This window comes from Pseudomonas sp. FSL W5-0203, assembly GCF_001896155.1.
Lineage (GTDB): Bacteria > Pseudomonadota > Gammaproteobacteria > Pseudomonadales > Pseudomonadaceae > Aquipseudomonas > Aquipseudomonas paracarnis.
On sequence record NZ_MPOR01000005.1, the window covers coordinates 124,932 to 146,981 of the forward strand.

Below are 22,050 nucleotides of genomic sequence, written 5' to 3' on the forward strand. Positions count from 1 at the left end.
GCTTAAACAGGCGAAGGGTCCGTGCCCTTCGCCTGCTCATGTGCTGACGCCGTAAGGGCTGTGTAGATGCACATGAATAACAAGATTCCATTAGCCACGCCCGCTGACAACGGGCCAACGAAGAACTTTGAACCATGGCCACTATCCACGTAGACGGCAAAGCGCTCGAAGTCGATGGGGCGGACAACCTGTTACAGGCGTGTCTGTCACTCGGCCTCGACATCCCGTATTTCTGCTGGCACCCCGCGCTTGGTAGCGTCGGTGCCTGTCGCCAGTGTGCGGTCAAGCAATACACCGACGAGAACGACACCCGTGGTCGTATCGTCATGTCCTGCATGACCCCAGCCACCGACAACACCTGGATCTCCATCGACGATGAAGAATCCAAGGCGTTCCGCGCCAGCGTTGTCGAATGGCTGATGACCAACCACCCCCACGACTGCCCGGTCTGTGAGGAAGGCGGTCACTGCCACCTGCAAGACATGACGGTGATGACAGGCCACAACGAGCGCCGTTATCGCTTCACCAAGCGTACCCACCAGAACCAGGACCTCGGCCCGTTCATTTCCCACGAAATGAACCGATGCATCGCCTGCTACCGCTGCGTGCGCTTCTATAAAGACTACGCCGGCGGCACCGACCTCGGCGTGTTCGGCGCCCACGACAACGTGTACTTCGGTCGCGTTGAAGACGGCGTGCTGGAGAGCGAGTTCTCCGGCAACCTCACCGAGGTCTGCCCGACCGGTGTGTTCACCGACAAGACCCACTCCGAGCGCTACAACCGTAAGTGGGACATGCAATTTGCGCCGAGCATCTGCCATGGCTGCTCCAGCGGTTGCAACATCTCCCCGGGCGAGCGCTACGGTGAACTGCGTCGTATCGAAAACCGCTTCAACGGTTCGGTCAACCAGTACTTCCTGTGCGACCGTGGCCGTTTCGGCTATGGCTACGTCAACCGCGAAGACCGCCCACGCCAGCCCCTGCTGGCCGATGGCGCCAAGCTGAGCCTGGACGCAGCGCTGGATAAGGCTGCCGACCTGTTGCGCGGGCGCAATATCGTGGGTATCGGTTCGCCACGCGCCAGCCTCGAAAGCAACTTCGCGTTGCGCGAGCTGGTAGGTGCCGAGCACTTCTACTGCGGTATCGAAGCCAGCGAGCTGGAGCGCATCCGCCTGGTCCTGCAAGTGCTGAACGACAGCCCGCTGCCCGTGCCGAACATGCGCGACATCGAAGACCACGATGCGATCTTCGTGCTCGGTGAAGACCTGACCCAGACCGCCGCGCGTATCGCGCTGTCGCTGCGTCAATCGGTCAAAGGCAAGGCCGAAGAAATGGCCGACGCCATGCGCGTACAGCCGTGGCTCGACGCCGCGGTGAAAAACATCGGCCAGCACGCGCTGAACCCGCTGTTTATCGCCTCCCTGGCTGAAACCAAGCTCGACGACATCGCCGAAGAATGCGTGCACGCTGCGCCGGACGATCTGGCCCGCCTCGGTTTCGCCGTGGCCCACGCACTCGACGCCAGCGCGCCTGCCGTTGAAGGCCTCGACGCTGAAGCCGTTGAACTGGCCCAGCGCATTGCCGACGCCTTGCTAGCGGCCAAGCGCCCATTGATCATCGCAGGCACCTCGTTGGGTTCCAAGGCGCTGATCGAAGCCGCTGCCAACATCGCCAAGGCCCTGAAGCTGCGCGACAAGAACGGCTCCATCAGCCTGGTAGTGCCGGAAGCCAACAGCCTGGGCCTGGCCATGCTCGGTGGCGAGTCCGTGGACGCTGCGCTGCAAGCCGTGATCGACGGCAACGCCGATGCCATCGTGGTACTGGAAAACGACCTGTACACCCGCACCGCTGCGGCCAAGGTTGACGCGGCACTGGATGCGGCCAAGGTGCTGATCGTCGCCGACCACCAGAAGACCGCCACCAGCGACCGCGCCGATCTGGTGCTGCCAGCCGCCACCTTCGCCGAAGGCGACGGTACCCTGGTCAGCCAGGAAGGCCGCGCCCAGCGCTTCTTCCAGGTGTTCGATCCGAAGTACATGGACGCCAGCATCCTGGTGCACGAAGGCTGGCGCTGGCTGCATGCCCTGCGCGCCACCCTGCTGAACCAGCCGATCGACTGGACTCAGCTCGACCACGTGACCGCTGCCACCGCCGCCAGCGCGCCGCAGCTTGCTCGTATCGTCGATGCCGCGCCGTCCGCCGCGTTCCGCATCAAGGGCCTGAAACTGGCACGTGAGCCGCTGCGCTACTCCGGCCGCACCGCCATGCGTGCTGACATCAGCGTGCACGAGCCGCGTACCCCGCAAGACAACGACACCGCGTTTGCCTTCTCCATGGAAGGTTACTCGGGTTCGGCCGAACCGCGTCAGCAGGTGCCATTTGCCTGGTCGCCGGGCTGGAACTCGCCGCAGGCCTGGAACAAGTTCCAGGACGAAGTCGGTGGTCATATCCGCGCTGGCGACCCAGGCACTCGCCTGATCGAAAGCAGCGGTGACTCGCTGAACTGGTTCGCTGCGGTACCGCGTCCGTTCAACCCGGCGCCGGGCACCTGGCAGGTCGTGCCGTTCTTCCACCTGTTCGGCAGCGAAGAGACCTCTTCCAAGGCCGCGCCGGTTCAAGAGCGCATTCCTGCCGCCTATGTGTCCGTGGCCAAGTCCGAAGCCGACCGCCTGGGCGTCAACGACGGTGCCCTGCTCAGCCTCAACGTGGCCGGCCAGACCCTGCGTCTGCCGCTGCGTATCAATGACGAGCTGGGTGCCGGCCTGGTTGCACTGCCTAAAGGCATCGCCGGTATTCCGCCTGCCATTTTCGGCAAAACCGTTGACGGTCTGCAGGAGGCAGCGCAATGACTTGGTTCACGCCGGAAGTAATTGACGTGATCATCTCGGTGGTCAAGGCCATCGTGATCCTGTTGGCCGTGGTCGTCGCGGGCGCCCTGCTCAGCTTCGTCGAACGTCGCCTGCTGGGCTGGTGGCAGGACCGTTACGGTCCGAACCGCGTTGGCCCGTTCGGCATGTTCCAGATCGCTGCCGACATGCTGAAAATGTTCTTCAAGGAAGACTGGACCCCGCCGTTTGCCGACAAGGTGATCTTCACCCTGGCACCGGTGGTCGCCATGAGCGCCTTGCTGATTGCGTTTGCGATCATCCCGATCACCCCGACCTGGGGCGTGGCGGACCTGAACATCGGCTTGCTGTTCTTCTTCGCCATGGCCGGTTTGTCGGTATACGCGGTGCTGTTCGCCGGTTGGTCGAGCAACAACAAGTTCGCCCTGCTGGGCAGCTTGCGTGCCTCGGCGCAAACCGTATCCTATGAAGTGTTCATGGGGTTGGCACTGATGGGCATCGTGGTGCAGGTTGGCTCGTTCAACATGCGCGACATCGTCGAGTACCAGGCACAGAACCTGTGGTTCATCATTCCGCAGTTCTTCGGCTTCTGCACCTTCTTCATCGCTGGCGTGGCCGTGACTCACCGTCACCCGTTCGACCAGCCGGAAGCGGAACAGGAACTGGCCGACGGTTACCACATTGAATATGCCGGCATGAAGTGGGGCATGTTCTTCGTCGGTGAGTACATCGGCATCATCTTGATCTCGGCCCTGCTGGTCACGCTGTTCTTCGGCGGCTGGCACGGTCCGTTTGGCATCCTGCCGCAGTTGGCCTTCTTCTGGTTCTTCCTGAAGACCGCGTTCTTCATCATGCTGTTCATCCTGCTGCGCGCCTCGATTCCGCGCCCGCGTTATGACCAGGTGATGGATTTCAGCTGGAGATTCTGCCTGCCGCTGACCCTGATCAATTTGCTGGTGACGGCTGCCGTCGTGTTGTTGAACACGCCCGCTGCCGCGGTTCAGTGAGGATTTGACCCATGTTCAAATATATTGGCGACATCGTTAAGGGTACCGGTACCCAGTTGCGAAGCCTGGTGATGGTGTTCGGTCACGGCTTTCGCAAACGCGACACCCTGCAATACCCCGAAGAAGCGGTGTACCTGCCGCCGCGCTATCGCGGCCGCATCGTACTGACCCGCGACCCCGACGGCGAAGAGCGTTGCGTAGCCTGCAACCTGTGCGCCGTGGCGTGCCCGGTGGGTTGCATCTCCCTGCAGAAAGCTGAAACCGAAGACGGTCGCTGGTACCCGGACTTCTTCCGCATCAACTTCTCGCGCTGCATTTTCTGCGGCCTCTGCGAGGAAGCTTGCCCGACCACCGCGATCCAGCTCACACCGGATTTCGAGATGGCCGAGTTCAAACGTCAGGACCTGGTGTACGAGAAAGAAGATCTTTTGATCGCAGGTACCGGTAAAAACCCTGATTACAACTTCTATCGTGTTGCAGGTATGGCCGTTGCCGGTAAGCCAAAAGGCGCCGCACAAAACGAAGCCGAGCCGATCAACGTGAAGAGCTTGCTGCCTTAAGGAAGAAAGATGGAATTCGCTTTCTATTTCGCATCGGGTATTGCAGTGGTGTCCACGCTTCGCGTGATCACCAACACTAACCCCGTGCACGCCCTGCTCTACCTGATCATTTCGCTGATCGCCGTGGCCATGACCTTCTTCAGCCTCGGCGCACCGTTCGCCGGTGTGCTGGAAGTGATCGCCTACGCCGGCGCCATCATGGTGCTGTTCGTGTTTGTGGTGATGATGCTCAACCTGGGGCCGGCTTCGGTCGCCCAGGAGCGCGTCTGGCTCAAGCCCGGCATCTGGCTCGGCCCGGTTGTCCTCGCAGCGCTGCTGCTGGGTGAACTGCTGTATGTGCTGTTCGCTCACCAGAGCGGCCAGGCCATCGGCCACACCACCGTAGACGCGAAAGCCGTGGGCATCAGCCTGTTCGGCCCGTACCTGCTGGTGGTCGAACTGGCTTCGATGCTGCTGCTCGCCGCAGCCATCACTGCCTTCCACTTGGGCCGCAACGAAGCCAAGGAGCAATGACGATGCCTGCTATCCCTTTGGAGCATGGTCTGGCGGTCGCCGGCATCCTGTTCTGCCTTGGCCTGGTCGGCCTGATGGTTCGCCGTAACATTCTGTTCGTGTTGATGAGCCTGGAAATCATGATGAACGCCGCGGCACTGGCGTTCATTGTGGCAGGCGCACGTTGGGGCCAGCCGGATGGGCAAGTGATGTTCATCCTGGTGATCAGCCTGGCAGCCGCCGAAGCCAGTATTGGCCTGGCGATCCTGCTGCAGCTGTATCGTCGCTTCCACACGCTTGATATCGACGCTGCCAGTGAGATGCGCGGATGAACATGATCTTTCTGACTTTCGTATTCCCCCTGATCGGTTTCCTGCTGCTGTCGTTCTCTCGCGGGCGCTGGTCGGAAAACCTCTCGGCCCTGATCGGCGTGGGCTCCATCGGCCTGTCGGCCATCGTGGCCGCCTACGTCATCTGGCAATTCAACGTGGCACCGCCTGAAGGCGGTCACTACACCCTGGTGCTGTGGCAGTGGATGGCGGTCGAGGGCTTCAAGCCCAACTTCGCCCTCTACATCGACGGCCTGTCGATCACCATGCTCGGCGTGGTGGTGGGTGTGGGCTTCCTGATCCACCTGTTCGCATCCTGGTACATGCGCGGTGAAGCGGGTTACTCGCGCTTCTTCTCGTACACCAACCTGTTTATCGCCAGCATGCTGTTCCTGGTGCTGGGCGATAACCTGTTGTTCCTGTATTTCGGCTGGGAAGGCGTGGGCCTGTGCTCGTACCTGTTGATCGGTTTCTACTACAGCAACCGCAACAACGGTAACGCGGCACTCAAGGCATTTATCGTCACCCGCATCGGCGACGTGTTCATGGCCATAGGCCTGTTCATCCTGTTCCAACAGGTGGGCACGCTGAACATCCAGGAACTGCTGGTGCTGGCACCGCAGAAATTCCAGGTCGGCGACTTCTGGATCACCCTGGCCACCCTGATGCTGCTGGGCGGCGCCGTGGGTAAATCTGCGCAACTGCCACTGCAAACCTGGCTGGCGGATGCGATGGCCGGCCCTACCCCGGTGTCGGCACTGATCCACGCCGCCACCATGGTGACCGCCGGTGTCTACCTGATCGCCCGTACCCACGGCCTGTTCACCCTGGCGCCGGACATCCTGCACCTTGTAGGCATCGTGGGCGGCGTGACCCTGGTACTGGCCGGCTTCGCCGCGCTGGTGCAGACCGACATCAAACGTATCCTCGCCTACTCGACCATGAGCCAGATCGGCTACATGTTCCTGGCCCTGGGCGTTGGCGCCTGGGACGCGGCGATCTTCCACCTGATGACCCACGCGTTCTTCAAGGCGTTGCTGTTCCTCGCCTCCGGTGCGGTGATCGTCGCCTGCCACCACGAGCAGAACATCTTCAAGATGGGCGGCCTGTGGAAGAAACTGCCACTGGCCTACGCCAGCTTCATCGTCGGTGGTGCCGCCCTGGCCGCCCTGCCGTTGGTGACCGCCGGTTTCTACTCCAAGGACGAGATCCTCTGGGAAGCCTTTGCCAGCGGTAACCAGAACCTGCTGTACGCAGGCCTGGTGGGTGCGTTCATGACCTCGCTGTACACCTTCCGCCTGATCTTCATCACCTTCCACGGTGAAGCCAAGACCGAAGCGCACGCAGGCCACGGCATCTCCCACTGGTTGCCACTGTCGGTGCTGATCATCCTGTCGACCTTCGTCGGTGCGATGATCACCCCGCCACTGCACGGTGTATTGCCACAAAGCGTCGGCCATGCCGGCGGCGAAGCCCAGCACAGCCTGGAAATCGCCTCGGGCGCCATCGCCATCGCCGGTATCCTGCTGGCGGCCCTGCTGTTCCTCGGCAAGCGTCGCTTCGTGACTGCCGTGGCCAACAGTGGCATTGGTCGCTTCCTGTCGGCCTGGTGGTTCGCCGCCTGGGGCTTCGACTGGATCTACGACAAACTGTTCGTCAAACCTTACCTTGCGATCAGCCACGTGCTGCGCAAAGACCCGCTCGACCAGACCATCGGTTTGATCCCGCGTGCCGCTAAGGCCGGTCACACCGCCCTGAGCCGCAGCGAGACCGGCCAATTGCGTTGGTATGCAGCGTCCATGGCGGCCGGTGCCGTGCTGGTGATCGGCGCCATCGTCGTGGTAGCGGTCTGACTATGTTTAAGTGCACTGCGTACTTTGCAAACTTGCGAAAGGAAACGAGCCCGTCATGATTCTGCCCTGGCTAATCCTGATCCCCTTTATCGGCGGCCTGCTCTGCTGGATGGGTGAACGCTTCGGCGCCACCCTCCCCCGCTGGATTGCGTTGCTGACCATGTCCCTGGAACTCGCGCTCGGCCTCTGGCTGTGGGCCCACGGTGACTATTCATTCGCTCCGGCACCGGGTGTCGATCCCACCTTCGCGCTTGAATTCAAGCACGTGTGGATCCAGCGCTTCGGCATCAATGTGCACCTGGCCCTCGACGGCCTGTCGCTGTTGATGATCCTGCTGACCGGCCTGCTGGGTATCCTCTCGGTACTCTGCTCCTGGAAAGAGATCCAGCGTCATGTGGGCTTCTTCCACCTGAACCTGATGTGGATCCTGGGCGGCGTTGTCGGCGTGTTCCTCGCCCTCGACCTGTTCATGTTCTTCTTCTTCTGGGAAATGATGCTGGTGCCGATGTACTTCCTCATCGCGCTCTGGGGTCACAGTTCTTCGGACGGCAAGAAAACCCGGATCTACGCAGCGACCAAGTTCTTCATCTTCACCCAGGCTTCCGGCCTGATCATGTTGGTGGCGATCCTGGGTCTGGTCCTGGTCAACTTCAACAACACCGGCGTGATTACCTTCAACTACGCCGACCTGTTGAAAACCAAGATGTCGCTGACCACCGAGTACGTGCTGATGCTGGGCTTCTTCATCGCCTTCGCGGTGAAGCTGCCGGTGGTGCCGTTCCACTCCTGGTTGCCTGACGCCCACGCCCAGGCGCCGACTGCCGGTTCCGTGGACCTGGCCGGTATCCTGTTGAAGACCGCCGCCTACGGCCTGCTGCGTTTCGCCCTGCCGCTGTTCCCGAATGCCTCGGCCGAGTTCGCGCCGATTGCCATGACCCTGGGTCTGATCGGGATCTTCTACGGTGCGTTCCTGGCCTTCGCCCAAACCGACATCAAGCGTCTGATTGCCTTCTCGTCCGTTTCCCACATGGGTTTCGTACTGATCGGCATCTACTCCGGCAGCCAGCTGGCGTTGCAAGGCGCAGTGATCCAGATGTTGGCCCACGGTGTTTCGGCCGCTGCCCTCTTTATCCTCAGTGGCCAGCTGTACGAACGCCTGCACACCCGTGACATGCGTGAGATGGGTGGGGTGTGGTCGCGCATCGCATACCTGCCGGCGATCAGCCTGTTCTTCGCCGCCGCATCCCTGGGCTTGCCGGGTACCGGTAACTTCATCGGCGAGTTCCTGATCCTGATGGGTGCCTTTGTGCAGACGCCGTGGATCAGTGCCATTGCTACCTCCGGCCTGGTGTTCGGTTCGGTCTACTCGCTGATCATGATCCACCGCGCCTACTTCGGCCCGGCCAAGTCCGACACCGTCCTGCAAGGCATGGACGCGCGCGAACTGATCATGGTGCTCGGCCTTGCGGTACTGCTGATCTTCATCGGCGTGTACCCGCAACCGTTCCTGGACACTTCTGCCGCAACGATGCATGGCGTGCAGCAGTGGTTCGGCACCGCCTTCTCCCAACTCGCTTCGGCCCGGTAAGAGCGCTATGGAATTCACGATCCAACACTTTATCGCGCTTGCGCCGCTGCTGATTACCAGCCTCACCATCGTGGTGGTGATGCTGGCAATCGCCTGGCGCCGCAATCACTCGCAAACGTTCCTGCTGTCCTGCGCCGGGTTGAACCTGGCCCTGCTGTCGATCATCCCGGCCCTCAAGGTCGCGCCACTGGCAGTCACGCCATTGATGATGGTCGATGACTTCGCGCTGCTGTACATCGCCCTGATCCTGGTGGCGACCCTGGCCTGCGTCACCCTCGCCCACGCCTACCTCGGCGAAGGCGGCACCGGCTACCCGGGCAACCGCGAAGAGCTGTACCTGCTGATCCTGCTGGCTGCGGCCGGCGGTATCGTGCTGGTCAGCGCGCAGCACCTGGCTGGCTTGTTCATCGGCCTGGAACTGCTGTCGATCCCGACCTACGGCCTGGTGGCCTATGCCTTCTTCAACAAACGCTCCCTGGAAGCCGGCATCAAGTACATGGTGCTGTCGGCAGCCGGTTCCGCGTTCCTGTTGTTCGGTATGGCCCTGCTCTACGCCGAAGCCGGCAGCCTGAGCTTCACCGGTATCGGCCACGCGCTGGCCGCCACCAACAGCCCGGCGCCGATTGCCCAGTTGGGCCTGGCGATGATGCTGATCGGCCTGGCGTTCAAGCTGTCGCTGGTGCCATTCCACCTGTGGACCCCAGACGTGTACGAAGGCGCCCCGGCGCCGGTGGCCGCGTTCCTGGCGACCGCGTCGAAAGTGGCCGTGTTTGCAGTGATGGTGCGTCTGTTCCAGATCTCCCCTGCCGCCAACACCGGCGTGCTGAGCAACGTGCTGACGGTGATCGCCATTGCGTCGATCCTGTTCGGTAACCTGCTGGCGCTGACCCAGAACAACCTCAAGCGTCTGCTGGGTTATTCGTCCATCGCCCACTTCGGCTACCTGCTGATCGCCTTGGTGGCGAGCAAAGGCCTGGCCGTGGAAGCCATTGGCGTGTACCTGGTCACCTACGTGATCACCAGCCTGGGTGCGTTCGGCGTCATCACCTTGATGTCGTCGCCGTACAAAGGCCGTGACGCCGACGCCCTGTACGAATACCGCGGCCTGTTCTGGCGCCGTCCGTACCTGACCGCCGTGCTCACCGTGATGATGCTGTCCCTGGCCGGCATTCCGCTGACGGCGGGCTTTATCGGCAAGTTCTACATCGTCGCGACCGGTGTCGAAGCCCACGAATGGTGGCTGGTTGCCTCGTTGGTACTGGGCAGCGCCATCGGCGTGTTCTACTACCTGCGCGTGATGGTCACCCTGTACCTGATCGAGCCAAACCTGCGCCGTGTAGATGCCGAGCTGCATTGGGAACAGAAGGCAGGCGGCGTCATGCTGCTGGCTATCGCCCTGCTCGCGTTCTTCCTGGGCGTGTACCCACAACCGTTGCTCACCCTGGTGCAGCACGCGGTGCTGGGCGTTTGATCGCTTAGGTTGATGCAGTAAACAGAACGGCGCCTTTGGGCGCCGTTTTGCGTTTCTGTAGCTTGGCTTTTTCCCTTCCCTACTCGCTGAAATTTCCTCTTCAATCTGCCTCCTCATCCGGCATCTACCCCGCTGGATGCGGCCTTAAGGTGTTTGCGTTTTAAGAAAGTTCCCACAGCTTGGGCGCTTGACCCATAGCGAGTGGGCTACCAAACTATACGCAGGCTACGTACAGAACATGGATGCTCTATTTATCGAACTGCCGGCATTCGAACGGCATCGCAGGGACTATCTGAGCGATGAGCTTTTTCACGGTTTTCAGCAGGAGTTGATGAAAAACCCAGAAGCGGGAGACGTGATCGAGGGAACGGGCGGGTTGAGAAAGGTTCGCTTCGTCGATGAGCGACGAAACAAAGGCAAGCGCGGTGGCCTGCGGGTCATTTACTACTGGTGGTCAGGCGGTACGCAATTCTGGTTATTCACCTTGTACGGCAAACACGAACAAAACGACCTGGCACCGCAACACAAGAAAGCCCTTAAACACATGCTGGTCAGGGAAATCAAAGCGAGAATGCACAATGAAACGTGACATCTTTTCCGAACTGGTCGAAGGCTTCGACGCTTTGGCCGATGAACGCCAGGGTAAAATCACCCTGCGCAACCACAAAGTGCACCTCAACAAGCTGGCGCCGCTTACCGCAGACGAGGTGATCGCTGTGCGCCAGCAACTCAACCTCTCCCGGTCGGTATTCGCCATGTATCTGCGTACCAACACCCGCACCCTGGAGAACTGGGAACAAGGCCGGGCCAAACCCAACGCCCAGGCCGTCACCCTGATCCGCCTGGTGGCGCGCTTTCCGGAAACCGTGGCGCAACTGGCCGCACTGGGCTGACCTGCAAGCCGAAAAAAAACGCCCCGGCAGTTCGGGGCGTTTTTTCAGTGCAACAGCGTCAGAACGCGATACCCACCTTGAAACCGTACTCATCACGCTTGAGCTTGGTGTTGTCGGCCACATAGGAATCGTTATCGAGCTTGTACTCGGTGCGGGTGTAATACAGGCCCGCCATCACTGGCAGGTCGCCCTTCTGGTTCATCAGCAGGCTGACTTCGGCGTATGGGTTGGTGCGGTCCTTGAGGTCCACGCTGTCGCTGCCAACGCCGTCCACCTTGAGCTTGGCGCGCCCGTCGATGGTGCGACGGGCGCCGGCTTCAACGCGCAGGGTCATGTCATCGAACTGGTGGTTGTAGCCCAGGGCTGCCTTGGCAAACGGCGACTTATTGGTGAGCTTCATGTCGTAGCCATTGGTGTCCGGCTCGTAGCGAGTCCAGGTGTAGCCACCGCCCACGATCACATCGACGAAGTTGCGCGCATCCAGCGCGGCACGCCAGCCGAGGTCGAGGTCGGCCTGGCCTTCCTTGAGCTTGTTATCGCTCTTCTCGCCGTACTTGGCTTCGATACCGGCCTGGTAAATGAAGCCGGATTCGGCGGTGAGCTTGTTGCCGAAGTTGTAGAACAGGCCGGCTTCGGGCATGTGGTCCTTGTCGCTTTCGCTACCGCCTTCAAGTTTGAAGTCGTTGTAGCTGCCCATGATCCCGAACGTGGAAATCGGGTCGGTGGAAGGTGCTGCGAACACCACGCCAGGCGCAGCCACCAGGGCCAGCAACGAGGTGTTCTTGAGGAATTTTCCGAATAGTTTGGACATCGTTTTACATCTCCATTTTAAGGTGGGCAAAGTATTCAGGAATCGGTTCGAACCTTGGCGTTTGCAAAAAGTTCGAACTGATTTGCACCAAAATGGAGAAAAAACGGTTCAGCGAAGGCTCTATCTCAATACTCTTCGAGATCGGCCCTGATCAGGTGCTCAACCGCTTCGCGAAGTTGCGGCTGAGCCGGCAAACAAATGCCGAAGGTGTCGCGCAATAACGTCAGCAACTCATCAGCACTCTCCAGCTTGCGCTTCTCGCTGGGCCGATCCAGGTAATGAACCGCATAGCGGGCGTTGGCCAACGTATGGCGCCTGCCAGGCGCAAGCAACGCGGCTTTCAACTGCCCTACAAACGGGGAGCCTGGGTGCGTGGAGACATACCAGTTGCCGATTTCATAGTCGATGTCGGCCTGGGTTTGCAGATCGAACACGTACAGGCCACGCCACTCCTCGCCCACCTGCGCCCACAGCGTGTAGCTGCCGTGTTTGAGCGTCAGGCGATAAGGCTCATGAGCGGTGGCCTGGGGTGCGTCGTTGTCCAGTTGCAACGGGCTGCTGGGCACCATGCCGCCAAAACCGACATCGGTGATATAGCGCACGCCGTCGAGGGTCACCAGGCTCAAGCGATGGGTTCGCCCAGTGTGGGCGTCTGGTGGGCCGCCGATCACCACACGCCCGGTGATGCCACGGGCCTCGAAGCCCAGTTCCTGCAAGAGTGCCAGGAACAGCTGGTTCAACTCGTAGCAATAGCCGCCGCGCCCCTCGTGCAGCACCTTGCGCTCAACGCTGGGCAGGTCGATGGGTACCGGTGCATGCATCAAGGTCGACAGGCTTTCAAAGGCAAAGCTGCACACATGGCGCAGTTGCAAGTCTCGCAGGGTTTGCAGGGTGGGCGGCGGTGGCGATGCATAGCCCAGGCGTTGCAGGTACAGGCGGCTATCGGTGAGTGTGTGCATGGCGCGATCCTTGGGCGCAGGGCAAGAGCGTCACTATGCCGCGCCTCTGCCTGCGTTGTCATTTTGAATGAACCTTTTGGAGCGCCGGCCTATCCATCTATAACAAGATTGGGAGGCAGCATGAGTACCGCAAAAATCTACACCGTCCACTATCAGCTACACGGTAAACCCAAGTCTTTCGTGGTGCGCGCCGAAGTGATGAACAACGCCGAGGCCTGGCATTGGGCGGCCGTCGATGCCGACATTGCCCATGTCAGCCGCATCGGCCGCGTAGGTCACGAACAGGTGAAAAAGACCACCCGGCCCTGGGCGGAAAAATACGGTATCAGCGACGTCAGCTGGTCGCCGCCCAGGTAAACAAAGCCCCGCACAACGGCGGGGCTCGGTTCATTGCTTCAAGTCGCCCAACGGATCGTAGGGCGGCTTTTTTTTCGCTGTCTCGTCGTCCTTTTTGTCCAACGGCGCAATAGCCGGGCCGATGGGATCGACCTGTGGGTCGGCTACATCCGGCGAGTCCGGGTCGAAGCCCAGTTCATCCTTGCCACTGGCGTGTTCGTTGGAAGAGGGACCATCGGTAGGTTTGTTCATCATATTCTCCTGCTAAAGCGGGCGGGCTCTGTCGTGGAGGTTTTCCAGGTCTTCTTCTACGCGCTCGACATCGTTGTCCGGACCGCGCTCTTTGGGATCGTTGGGGCGCAACGCATCGTTATCACGCTCCTCCTCGCCCGGCGTACGGTTCGGATCCGGTGTACCTGGCGGTGGCTGCTTGTGTTCAGACATGATGACTGACCTCATGAGGGGTTCATCATTTTAGAGAAACCGCCCCGCGCCATCGTTCAACTTCATTGCGCCAGGCGTGAGAAGATGACCGCCCTTTTTGGAGAACTGCCCCGGATGTTCGAACTCAAACCCTGCGACCCCACTGCCTATCGCCAACAGACCCGCCGTAGCACGTTGATCGTCGCGGTGCTGTTCCTGGCCTTGGCCATGCTGCTGTCGAGCCTGGCGGTGATGCTGTTCGGTGAGCCTGGCGGTGACAATTTTCGCTTCAATGTCGGCGGCGTCTTCGCCGGCGTGTTGATCACGGTCGCGCTGGTGCGTGGCCCGTTCTGGAGCCAGGCCTGGTTGGCGCCAGCGGTGTATGGCTGGCAGCTCAAGCGCAGCCTGATGAGCGTGACCAACGTGATGCACAAGGTCACCGAGCGGGTGCAAGCCAACGACCCGGCAGCCATCAAACTGTTGCGCTTCTATCACTTGGGGCTGACGCAGATGCACGAGCTGGACGCCAACTCCAGCGCCCAGGCGCAACTGGTCGGCGAAATCGAAGCACACAAGGCGAGGATGCACGCGCTGGGGATCGACACCGAACAAACCCGGCTCGATCCCGCGTGGCTGGAAACGCTCAAAAGCGCTTGAGGCGTACCTCAGGACGCAGGCAAAAAGCAGTTAAAAAACCAGATTCAGGTCCAGGCGCCCTTCCCTCACCGGCGGGCACCAGTAATAGCCACCGGTCAGCGGCTTGCTGATGCGATACAGGCCATCGACGATCCCGTCCTCCAACCCGCTCATACGCCGAAGCTGGGCCTCAAACGCATCGAAGGAATGCCCGAAGGCGAGAAACATCAACCCCGCTTGGCCATTCTCGGCCCAGGGCATCGAACGACGTACCACGAAGGCTTCCGGGGTAAAGCTCTCCTGGGCCGTGCGTTTGGTATGGGCCGATTCCGGGGCGTCGTCGAGTTCTTCGTTGTCGCCATGGCGACGGCCGATAATGTGATCACGCTCCTGGGCAGGCAATGCGGCGAAACCGTCGAGATCGTGCTGCCATTGCTGGATCGCGGCAAAGCTGGCGCCGCTGTCGGTCAACGCCGCTTCCACGGCGGCATCGTCGTGAGGGTTCTCTGTGCCGTCTTCGTAGTCGGTCAGGTCAAAACCGGTCTTGTAGCGGAAGCCTTCAATCGATTGCACCAGGGCAAACGCCGGGGCCAGGGCTTTTTCGACGGCCCGGCTGCGCAGCAGCAACTCACCGCGATCCACCCCATGCAGCCATACCCACAACGCCTGCTGGGTGGACGGGTTGTGCGCGCCAGGGGCGCTTACTGAGGGAAATGCGCGCAGCCCTTCAATCTCGGAGCCCAGTGCCTTTACCAGCGGCTCACCGAAACCGACCACCGCCTGCGCATCCGTCAGTTGCACCAGCGCGTCCAATGCTGCGGGCACGGCTTGCAGGGAATCGAGGGCGAAAAACAGATGGCGGGCCTGCAAAGGCACCGGTGCGGCAAGAATGCCCGGCTGGTACTGACTCATGTGAACTCCTTCTGAAAAGCCGCGCAGTTTACCCGGCGAGCACCGCGCTGCGAACAACAATGCGCGTAAGCCTTGCCTTAGAGCCGTCAGTTGGGTGACTCTCTAGTCATGTTTTGCAACTATTCCAGGGGTAGCGACATGACCACCAGCAACCTGCTCGCCCAGCTGTTTCCCACTTCCGGCTCCCAGATTCCCGAGCAATTTCGCCTGGCGGCGCCCATTGAACAGCGCGACTACCTGGTCGATGGCCAGCTGCGGGTGTGGAACGGCCCGCTTGCGCGCGTGCAAAGCCCGGTGCAGTTGGGCGATGAACGCGTGCATATCGGCAGCACGCCGCTGCTGGACGCCGAGACCGCCCTAACCGCGCTGGATGCGGCGGTGCGTGCTTATGACCGTGGCCAGGGTGAGTGGCCGACGATGCGCGTTGTTGAGCGCATCCAGCACGTCGAAGCGTTTTTGCGGCGCATGCGCGAACAGCGCGATGCGGTGGTCAAACTGCTGATGTGGGAGATCGGCAAGAACCTCAAAGACTCGCAGAAAGAATTCGACCGCACCTGCGACTACATCACCGACACCATCAATGCCCTCAAGGAGCTTGACCGCCGCAGTAGCCGCTTCGAACTGGAGCAGGACACCCTCGGGCAAATCCGTCGCGTGCCCCTGGGCGTGGCGCTGTGCATGGGGCCTTACAACTACCCCTTGAACGAGACCTTCACCACGCTGATCCCAGCCTTGATCATGGGCAATACCGTGGTGTTCAAGCCGGCCAAGCTCGGTGTGCTGTTGATCCGCCCGTTGCTGGAGGCGTTCCGCGACAGCTTCCCGGCCGGGGTGATCAACGTGATCTACGGCAGCGGCCGCGAGACCGTGAGCGCGCTGATGGCCAGCGGCAAGATCGATATCTTTGCATTTATCGGCACCAACAAGGCCGCCAGTGATTTGAAAAAACTGCACCCCAAGCCACACCGTTTGCGTGCTGCGCTGGGCCTGGATGCCAAAAACCCGGGGATCGTGCTGCCCGAAGTGGACTTGGACAACGCGGTGAACGAAGCCGTCACCGGCTCGCTGTCGTTCAACGGCCAGCGTTGCACCGCGTTGAAGATCCTGTTCGTGCATGAAGACGTGGTCGAGCGCTTTATCGAGAAATTCAACGCCAAGCTGGCGACGCTCAAGCCCGGCATGCCGTGGGAGGATGGCGTGGCGCTGACGCCACTGCCGGAAGTGGGCAAGGTCGACTATCTCAGCGAACTGGTGGCCGATGCGGCGCGCCATGGCGCCAAGGTCATGAACCCCGAGGGCGGCAGCAGCCGTGGTTCGTTCTTCTACCCGGCGGTGCTGTACCCGGTAAACCCGCAGATGCGCGTCTACCACGAAGAGCAATTTGGCCCGGTGGTGCCGATCGTGCCCTATCGTGACCTGGAGACCGTGATCGACTACGTGCTGGACTCGGATTTCGGCCAGCAGTTGAGCCTCTTCGGCACCGACCCCGTGGCAGTCGGACGCCTGGTGGACACCTTCGCCAACCAGGTGGGCCGTATCAATATCAATGCCCAATGCCAGCGCGGGCCGGACACCTTCCCCTTCAACGGGCGCAAGAACTCGGCCGAGGGCACGTTGTCGGTGCATGACGCCTTGCGCGTGTTCTCGATCCGAACTTTGGTGGCGACCAAGTTTCAGGAAAGTAACAAGGCGTTGGTCAGCGATATTTTGCGCAACCGCGATTCGAGTTTCCTGACTACCGATTACATCTTCTAAAATCAACCCCGTTCCAATGTGCAGACAGGTCAGTGTGGGAGCTGGCTTGCCTGCGATGCCGGCACCTCGGTCTTTCAGTCAGGTCGCGGTGATGCTATCGCAGGCAAGCCAGCTCCCACATTTGATCGCGCGCACTCAGATAATCGAGGCCACTTTACTGCTGATGAACCTGCCCTTCTTTGCCCGGCGCCTGCTGCGCCCCTTGCTCGACCCCTACCGCCGCTTTCGCCATGCCAAGCTGATCCACGCCGCGCGCGTATCGGTGGGTTTGCTGGCAACCATCCTGCTGACCACCGGCCTCAACCTGCCTCACGGGGAATGGGCGTCGGTGACCATGCTGATCGTGATCGGCGGGTTGCAGCACCACGGCAATATCGGCAAGAAAGCCGTCGAGCGCGCCTACGGCACCTTGATCGGCGCCAGCGTCGGCTTGCTGCTGGTGGTGCAGCAGGCTTACTTCGGCCTGCCGTTGCTCACCTACCTGTTGATGTCGGTGGTGTGCGGGTTCTTTTCCTATCACGCCATCGGCAAAGGCGGCTATATCGCACTGCTGTCGGCGATCACGGTGTTTATCGTCGCCGGCCACGGCGATAACCCTATCTCCGATGGATTGTGGCGCACCGTCGATATCCTGATCGGCATTGTGCTGGCCCTGGCGTTTTCCTTTGCCTTGCCGTTGTACGCCGTGTATTCGTGGCGCTACAACCTGGCCAGCGCCCTGCGTGACTGCGCGCAGATTTATAGCCGGATCATCAATGGCCAATCGGTAACTGACGATGAACACCTCAAGCTGCTCAACCGCTTGAACGGGGCGATGGTGCAACTGCGCTCGTTGATGCCGTCGGTGTCCAAGGAAGTGCGGATTTCCATGACTGAACTGGATGCGATCCAGCGGCACCTGCGCCTGTGCATCAGCACCCTGGAGATTCTGGGCAATACCCGGCCAGACCCGCGCGACGAGCAGGCCACGGCTCGGATGCGGGTGATGCTGAAGGCCGAGCATCGGCAGATTCGGGTGCAGTTGGTGGGGATGGCGCGGGCATTGAAGTCGGGGGTGACGGAGCGGTTGGAGCAATCGGGCAGTGTCACGTCGAACGTCACGCTGCTGGAGGTCCCGGTACACAACGGGCTGGACGCCTACCGGCTGTTGACGCTGCAACTGACCGCGAATGTCGACAGGATGCGTGAGCGGCTCTTCAAAAGTTCGGCGCGCTGGAAGATCTGATATCACAGCAAAAACGGAACAGATCCATCTTGAATAGATCTGTTCCGTTTTTAATTAGGACTGACCCATAAATAAAATAGATCCCCCCCTTTTCATTGCGCGTTACCTCTTATTCTCATTTTTCATTTAATCGAGGCGATATACGCCTATGTAGTAGACGTGAAAATCATTGCCCCCTTGAGAGCCTGAACCGCCCCCTATATCTTGATAGTTATGAAGCACAACCGAAGCTGGCCCGTTAGCCGCCGGTATGAAGGACAAATTTTGTTGGCCTTCAAGAGAGCCGGAATTTGGAACTGTAAATTTCGGTATAGCAACCTGCGAGCCCACGAGAACAGCCGTGATGGGCGGGACGCCACCGGGCGGACTGACGTTCGCGATGGAATAACTGATGCTATAGCGATGCACTCTATTAAAGTTAAAGGTTCTTGAGATCACTGCGCCAGCATTAGAGGGATTGGGCGTATCCACAAACAAACCAAGTCTACCAAACGTAGCGCCCAGACCGCCTCTTCCTAAAGTCCATCCGCCTAAATTTCCAGTGTTAAAGTAATGGCCGACATCTGTCCAAGGGTCTGCCTTGATATATTGAGCGCTTTTAAAAATAACGGCTTTTGACTTATCATTACTGCCGTCAAACGTTACCTCACAGGTTATCGTTATTTGTGTGCCATTAGTTATGCGCTTCAGCCAACTACGCAGTACTGCCTTGTTTGCAAGTCCATTAACAGCCTCTGTTGCGGTGATTGCCACACCATTGAGAACAGTTAGCGGGGTTACGCCTGCAGCGCTGCAAATCAACCAGACCCGTTGCCCTGGGTGACTCAACGACCATTTGGGCACTGCAGCCGTGGCGCTACCCGCGAAATTGTTGACATCCAGCGTACCGCCAGAAGCAATGTTGTTGATCCGTGGCTGCGGCAAACTGGCAGCAGGAATGGCATTGACCATCACCGTCTGCACCTGTGACGGAATCGGGTCCGTCACACCCGGCCGTTCTACCGAATACTTCAAGCACACGGTACTGTTCACACTGCGGTGCAAGACCTTGACCGAGGTCAGGTTGAACACCACCGTGCCCCCATCCAACCCATTCTCGACCGCCGTATGGTGGGTACCATCGGCAAAAATCCATTCAAACGTTATGCGATCCCGATTGCTCATACCGGTGTAGCGAACAGTGACCGTCGTATTGTGCTCAATCGGCAGCGGGTCCACCGTCACGTTCGGCCCGGTGTCGGTGGTGCCATTGATAAACGGGTGGGGCAACACGCCCGGCAGGGACTGGATGGTGTAGTGGCGCTCGCGGAACAACACCGCATTGGCCTTGTTGAAACTGCGGTCAAAGCAGACCCAGAAACGGACGGTTAATAGCGTTCCATCCTTGAGCTTGCGCAGTTCGTCCACGGGGGTCGGTGGCAGGATCCCAGTGCGTTCGCCTTCTTCGGTCACGAGGTTGTTGGTGTAGGTGGCCTCGAAGTATGGCGTCTCTGGAACGGTATCATAGGTGCCGCTGTACTCCATCCAGATGCGCTGAGCCCGATGAATGAAGTGCCAGATATTGATCATCGTGCGCTCGGTTCCATTCAACTTGGAGGTCTCGAGCACCGGGGCGTCTCCAATCCCTTCGATGGTCGGGATCGGCAAGGTGGTCAGGTTGAGCAGCAGCAGGTCGAGGATTGGAGAAGGTGTTTCTCGTCCGTTACGTATGAGGAAGTATTGCACGTTGATCCGTTGGCCAAATGGCGCAATATTGGCGCCCACGACTTCAGGCGGGACGGTGAAGTCCACGGTTTTACGGGGGTTGCCGTCTTGGGTTTCACAGTGGCTGCCGATGTCGGGAATGCCGGTCCAGCACGCTCGGATACGGTCGGTCGGTAGCATCTGCGCGAAGGTGACCCGAATGGTCGCACCGGCGGTAACCGCTTCCGGTGCCAATTGGTCGGGGGCTTTGGATGCTTCGAGGACTTCCGGGCAAGGCAGGTCACCCAGCGCCTTACCGACAGTCACTTCGAGTATTTCAGAGCGCAGGGTGCGCCCACCATTCGCGGGGATCATTGAATAGCTCAAGCGAATCACGCCGCCCAGGTTGGTGTCGGCGTAGTGCCGATCCAGCGAAAAGGAGACGGGGGCTCCCGCGGTGGCGCGATTCAGGCGGATGTCACCCTGGGTGCTGCCGTCCACAGCCGTCCCTGTCAGGCGCCATGTAAAGACATCGCCATCGTAAGTTTCAGCGTAGGGCAGCGTGATGTCGAGCTGGCCAAACAAGTCATCTGGGTCTAGGTTGTCGTCCTCATCGACCCGGTCGATTTCCGGCCTTGGCATTTCGGCAATACGCTCGCCGAACCGCACATACGTCGACTCCGACTCGCGGATGGCCTGCGTCCCTGTACCCAATGCCCGCATGAGGCCGTCGTCTACCGTGTAGAAAACCCGCACATCGCCCAGCCCGATAAATCGAGCGAAGTTGGCTTGGGTTACGGTACGAAAACGGGTGGGCGGTGGTGGAGCGCCTGCGTTATGGCGTTGTTCGTATTCAACGAGCCCGCCACCCGGTAGAACAGCCTCCAGCCGCAGCCTGACCAGATTATCCGGATCGTAGGGCGTATAGGCCGGGTTCGGATAATTAATGGTGATGTAAGGCTCTTCGGGGTCAATCAAGCCGGCATCGGCCTGCACCACCGTGACTGCCGGCATGTCCGCAATCGTGCCAGAGATCAGGATCGTCAGGGATTGGGACTTGGCCAGTAAGGTGCCCAGCGGGAACTCAAGCCGCCAGGTGATCTTCATCGAGCCTTGGATCAATTGTTTGATGGTGTCGTCATCGACAGGAAACGAAGTCGGCCAACCCGGGTCCGCGCGCTGATCGGTCAGATCGAGTTCAAACGTTGACTCATCGGCGTGAGTACCACTCAAGGTTGCAATGACGCGAGTATTCGCCGGGACAAAACGGCCATCCGGAAGCTGAAAAGGCGTGACTACCTGAACAGCAAAGAATTTCCCTGCATCCTGATCATAATTGACCGAGGTGACCGAGGTGGAGCCGACGAGGAAGCGCGCCGGCCTGAGCAGGCTGGGGTCAAGCTCGGCCTGTACATGCACGGCCTGAGAAAAGTGCTCGACATGCCCGGAGCGGTTTTCCACTTCATCGAGCACCTGATAACGTATCGGTAGGAGGCCGCTGCCGGTGCCGATGACGCTTGCCGGAACTTCCACTTCAATCGGCTTTGCCCCGCTGGCGTGGTCGTCATCGAGTTGGAAAACCACCACCTGCGCGATCGTGTCCCAATACAAAAGAATCTTGTCTCGCACACGTTTACCGGGGTAATCGAGCGTGAACACTACGCCTTGGGCGGCGCGCTCCGGAGTCAAGACTGCGCCGGGCGCTGCGAGGTCGTCCGGCAAGCTGAGCAGCAATTTGTCGTGGTACCTCAGCCCGGGCTGTTCATCCAGGCCAGGTCGCGTGTCCTTGACGAAGACAGTCAGCTCATCTGATGTACTTGGCGTGCCAGGGCCATTACGGACAACGCGTACAAACACAGGAAAGGATAGCCCCCGCGGTATACTTTCCTCGTTGATGGCCAGTTGAAAAAAGTTTTTGCCTGTTTCCTCTGGTTTGACGGTGTGAAAGCCCAGGCGCAACGTACGGCTGCCGTGGAAGTACTCGCAGGTATCACCCGCTTGCAAATTAATCCAGCGCAAAATGGTTACATATAGATAAGTATCGAGATGCCGCACGCCTAGGCCCCTGTCAGCCCCAACCACGTTGAGCACCGGGTTCGAGTAGGCCGGCGGGTCGAGATCATTGCGGGGAGTGGATGAGCTTCGCGCTACCGGAAAGCGCTCCTCGGGGGCATGTAATTTGGACATGGCTGAACTCCTTGGCTGGGGCCTGGACGGCTATGGAACAAGGAAATCAGACGCTTGAAGGGGATGGGCGTCTAGCTGTCAGAA

20 protein-coding genes are annotated in these 22,050 nt (G+C 60.1%); 14 read left to right on the forward strand and 6 right to left on the reverse strand.

All coding sequences use genetic code 11. The features are described from left to right. Nucleotides 1–134: 134 nt before the first annotated feature. The 10 genes from nuoG to BOP96_RS07350 all read left to right on the forward strand — a co-directional run bounded on the left by nuoG (nt 135) and on the right by BOP96_RS07350 (nt 11,039). Nucleotides 135–2,849, forward strand: a complete 2,715-nt coding sequence (gene nuoG, locus BOP96_RS07305) for an NADH-quinone oxidoreductase subunit NuoG (RefSeq protein WP_073452280.1) — start codon at nt 135–137, stop codon at nt 2,847–2,849. Then, entirely contained in the window at nt 2,846–3,853 is a 1,008-nt protein-coding gene (nuoH, locus tag BOP96_RS07310; protein ID WP_003174724.1) for an NADH-quinone oxidoreductase subunit NuoH, read from the forward strand. Before nuoG ends, nuoH begins: the two co-directional genes overlap by 4 nt. 11 nt (nt 3,854–3,864) lie before the next feature. Further along, nucleotides 3,865–4,413 carry an NADH-quinone oxidoreductase subunit NuoI gene (nuoI, locus tag BOP96_RS07315; RefSeq protein ID WP_014718911.1) on the forward strand — a complete coding sequence of 183 codons (549 nt, stop codon included), beginning with the start codon at nt 3,865–3,867 and terminating at the stop codon, nt 4,411–4,413. 9 nt (nt 4,414–4,422) lie between these two features. Further along, nucleotides 4,423–4,926: an NADH-quinone oxidoreductase subunit J gene (gene nuoJ, locus BOP96_RS07320; RefSeq protein WP_003174726.1), complete on the forward strand. Its 504-nt coding sequence runs from the start codon at nt 4,423–4,425 to the stop codon at nt 4,924–4,926. 2 nt (nt 4,927–4,928) lie between these two features. Continuing rightward, entirely contained in the window at nt 4,929–5,237 is a 309-nt protein-coding gene (gene nuoK, locus BOP96_RS07325; protein ID WP_003174727.1) for an NADH-quinone oxidoreductase subunit NuoK, read from the forward strand. Then, nucleotides 5,234–7,087, forward strand: a complete 1,854-nt coding sequence (gene nuoL, locus BOP96_RS07330) for an NADH-quinone oxidoreductase subunit L (RefSeq protein ID WP_014718912.1) — start codon at nt 5,234–5,236, stop codon at nt 7,085–7,087. The genes nuoK and nuoL overlap by 4 nt, the downstream gene beginning before the upstream one ends. A gap of 55 nt (nt 7,088–7,142) precedes the next feature. Beyond that, entirely contained in the window at nt 7,143–8,675 is a 1,533-nt protein-coding gene (gene nuoM, locus BOP96_RS07335; protein WP_014718913.1) for an NADH-quinone oxidoreductase subunit M, read from the forward strand. A 7-nt stretch (nt 8,676–8,682) separates the two neighbouring features. Continuing rightward, the gene (nuoN, locus tag BOP96_RS07340; RefSeq protein WP_003174731.1) at nt 8,683–10,146 is read left to right on the forward strand and encodes an NADH-quinone oxidoreductase subunit NuoN; all 1,464 of its coding nucleotides are present in this window, start codon (nt 8,683–8,685) and stop codon (nt 10,144–10,146) included. Between the two features lie 238 nt (nt 10,147–10,384). Continuing rightward, complete coding sequence (locus BOP96_RS07345; protein WP_073452282.1) at nt 10,385–10,735, forward strand: toxin; 351 nt, start codon at nt 10,385–10,387, stop codon at nt 10,733–10,735. Further along, nucleotides 10,725–11,039, forward strand: a complete 315-nt coding sequence (locus tag BOP96_RS07350; RefSeq protein ID WP_014718915.1) for a helix-turn-helix domain-containing protein — start codon at nt 10,725–10,727, stop codon at nt 11,037–11,039. Before BOP96_RS07345 ends, BOP96_RS07350 begins: the two co-directional genes overlap by 11 nt. Before the next feature lie 58 nt (nt 11,040–11,097). On the opposite strand, the gene BOP96_RS07355 is transcribed toward BOP96_RS07350, so the two are convergent. Next, a complete protein-coding gene (locus tag BOP96_RS07355) occupies nt 11,098–11,850 on the reverse strand; it encodes an outer membrane beta-barrel protein (protein ID WP_073452284.1) in 753 nt (250 codons plus the stop codon). Between the two features lie 125 nt (nt 11,851–11,975). Further along, nucleotides 11,976–12,809 (reverse strand): arylamine N-acetyltransferase family protein, encoded by an 834-nt coding sequence (locus BOP96_RS07360; RefSeq protein ID WP_072446046.1) that lies wholly within the window; start codon nt 12,807–12,809, stop codon nt 11,976–11,978. A 120-nt stretch (nt 12,810–12,929) separates the two neighbouring features. Here BOP96_RS07360 and BOP96_RS07365 point away from each other — a divergent pair, with 120 nt between their 5' ends. Then, nucleotides 12,930–13,166, forward strand: coding sequence for a DUF6555 family protein (locus tag BOP96_RS07365; RefSeq protein WP_003192128.1), 237 nt, complete (start codon nt 12,930–12,932; stop codon nt 13,164–13,166). 30 nt (nt 13,167–13,196) lie between these two features. Here BOP96_RS07365 and BOP96_RS07370 read toward each other — a convergent pair whose 3' ends face one another. Together BOP96_RS07370 and BOP96_RS07375 are read right to left on the reverse strand one after the other, a co-directional pair. Further along, nucleotides 13,197–13,397 carry a DUF6021 family protein gene (locus tag BOP96_RS07370; protein ID WP_032902837.1) on the reverse strand — a complete coding sequence of 67 codons (201 nt, stop codon included), beginning with the start codon at nt 13,395–13,397 and terminating at the stop codon, nt 13,197–13,199. A 12-nt stretch (nt 13,398–13,409) separates the two neighbouring features. Then, nucleotides 13,410–13,589: a hypothetical protein gene (locus BOP96_RS07375; protein WP_032902836.1), complete on the reverse strand. Its 180-nt coding sequence runs from the start codon at nt 13,587–13,589 to the stop codon at nt 13,410–13,412. A gap of 114 nt (nt 13,590–13,703) precedes the next feature. On the opposite strand from BOP96_RS07375, the gene BOP96_RS07380 reads away from it, so the two are divergent. Next, nucleotides 13,704–14,225: a DUF3087 family protein gene (locus tag BOP96_RS07380; protein ID WP_073452286.1), complete on the forward strand. Its 522-nt coding sequence runs from the start codon at nt 13,704–13,706 to the stop codon at nt 14,223–14,225. A 30-nt stretch (nt 14,226–14,255) separates the two neighbouring features. On the opposite strand, the gene BOP96_RS07385 is transcribed toward BOP96_RS07380, so the two are convergent. Continuing rightward, on the reverse strand, nt 14,256–15,116 hold the full coding sequence (locus tag BOP96_RS07385) for a Dyp-type peroxidase (protein WP_073452288.1): 861 nt from the start codon (nt 15,114–15,116) through the stop codon (nt 14,256–14,258). Nucleotides 15,117–15,254: 138 nt separating this feature from the next. Between BOP96_RS07385 and BOP96_RS07390 the strand changes: the two genes are divergently transcribed. Both BOP96_RS07390 and BOP96_RS07395 read left to right on the forward strand, forming a co-directional pair. Then, nucleotides 15,255–16,871, forward strand: coding sequence for an NADP-dependent glyceraldehyde-3-phosphate dehydrogenase (locus tag BOP96_RS07390; protein ID WP_032902833.1), 1,617 nt, complete (start codon nt 15,255–15,257; stop codon nt 16,869–16,871). A 163-nt stretch (nt 16,872–17,034) separates the two neighbouring features. Continuing rightward, nucleotides 17,035–18,096, forward strand: a complete 1,062-nt coding sequence (locus tag BOP96_RS07395; RefSeq protein ID WP_038450532.1) for an FUSC family protein — start codon at nt 17,035–17,037, stop codon at nt 18,094–18,096. A gap of 126 nt (nt 18,097–18,222) precedes the next feature. Here the strand turns inward: BOP96_RS07395 and BOP96_RS07400 are convergent, their stop codons facing one another. Next, entirely contained in the window at nt 18,223–21,966 is a 3,744-nt protein-coding gene (locus BOP96_RS07400) for a hypothetical protein (protein ID WP_073452290.1), read from the reverse strand. Between the last annotated feature and the right edge of the window lie 84 nt (nt 21,967–22,050).

Coding starts and splice junctions, on each gene's coding strand:
- nuoG (WP_073452280.1), top strand. CDS start 135: ATGGCCACTATCCACGTAGACGGCAAAGCGCTCGAAGTCGATGGGGCG.
- nuoH (WP_003174724.1), top strand. CDS start 2,846: ATGACTTGGTTCACGCCGGAAGTAATTGACGTGATCATCTCGGTGGTC.
- nuoI (WP_014718911.1), top strand. CDS start 3,865: ATGTTCAAATATATTGGCGACATCGTTAAGGGTACCGGTACCCAGTTG.
- nuoJ (WP_003174726.1), top strand. CDS start 4,423: ATGGAATTCGCTTTCTATTTCGCATCGGGTATTGCAGTGGTGTCCACG.
- nuoK (WP_003174727.1), top strand. CDS start 4,929: ATGCCTGCTATCCCTTTGGAGCATGGTCTGGCGGTCGCCGGCATCCTG.
- nuoL (WP_014718912.1), top strand. CDS start 5,234: ATGAACATGATCTTTCTGACTTTCGTATTCCCCCTGATCGGTTTCCTG.
- nuoM (WP_014718913.1), top strand. CDS start 7,143: ATGATTCTGCCCTGGCTAATCCTGATCCCCTTTATCGGCGGCCTGCTC.
- nuoN (WP_003174731.1), top strand. CDS start 8,683: ATGGAATTCACGATCCAACACTTTATCGCGCTTGCGCCGCTGCTGATT.
- BOP96_RS07345 (WP_073452282.1), top strand. CDS start 10,385: ATGGATGCTCTATTTATCGAACTGCCGGCATTCGAACGGCATCGCAGG.
- BOP96_RS07350 (WP_014718915.1), top strand. CDS start 10,725: ATGAAACGTGACATCTTTTCCGAACTGGTCGAAGGCTTCGACGCTTTG.
- BOP96_RS07355 (WP_073452284.1), bottom strand. CDS start 11,850: ATGTCCAAACTATTCGGAAAATTCCTCAAGAACACCTCGTTGCTGGCC.
- BOP96_RS07360 (WP_072446046.1), bottom strand. CDS start 12,809: ATGCACACACTCACCGATAGCCGCCTGTACCTGCAACGCCTGGGCTAT.
- BOP96_RS07365 (WP_003192128.1), top strand. CDS start 12,930: ATGAGTACCGCAAAAATCTACACCGTCCACTATCAGCTACACGGTAAA.
- BOP96_RS07370 (WP_032902837.1), bottom strand. CDS start 13,397: ATGAACAAACCTACCGATGGTCCCTCTTCCAACGAACACGCCAGTGGC.
- BOP96_RS07375 (WP_032902836.1), bottom strand. CDS start 13,589: ATGTCTGAACACAAGCAGCCACCGCCAGGTACACCGGATCCGAACCGT.
- BOP96_RS07380 (WP_073452286.1), top strand. CDS start 13,704: ATGTTCGAACTCAAACCCTGCGACCCCACTGCCTATCGCCAACAGACC.
- BOP96_RS07385 (WP_073452288.1), bottom strand. CDS start 15,116: ATGAGTCAGTACCAGCCGGGCATTCTTGCCGCACCGGTGCCTTTGCAG.
- BOP96_RS07390 (WP_032902833.1), top strand. CDS start 15,255: ATGACCACCAGCAACCTGCTCGCCCAGCTGTTTCCCACTTCCGGCTCC.
- BOP96_RS07395 (WP_038450532.1), top strand. CDS start 17,035: ATGAACCTGCCCTTCTTTGCCCGGCGCCTGCTGCGCCCCTTGCTCGAC.
- BOP96_RS07400 (WP_073452290.1), bottom strand. CDS start 21,966: ATGTCCAAATTACATGCCCCCGAGGAGCGCTTTCCGGTAGCGCGAAGC.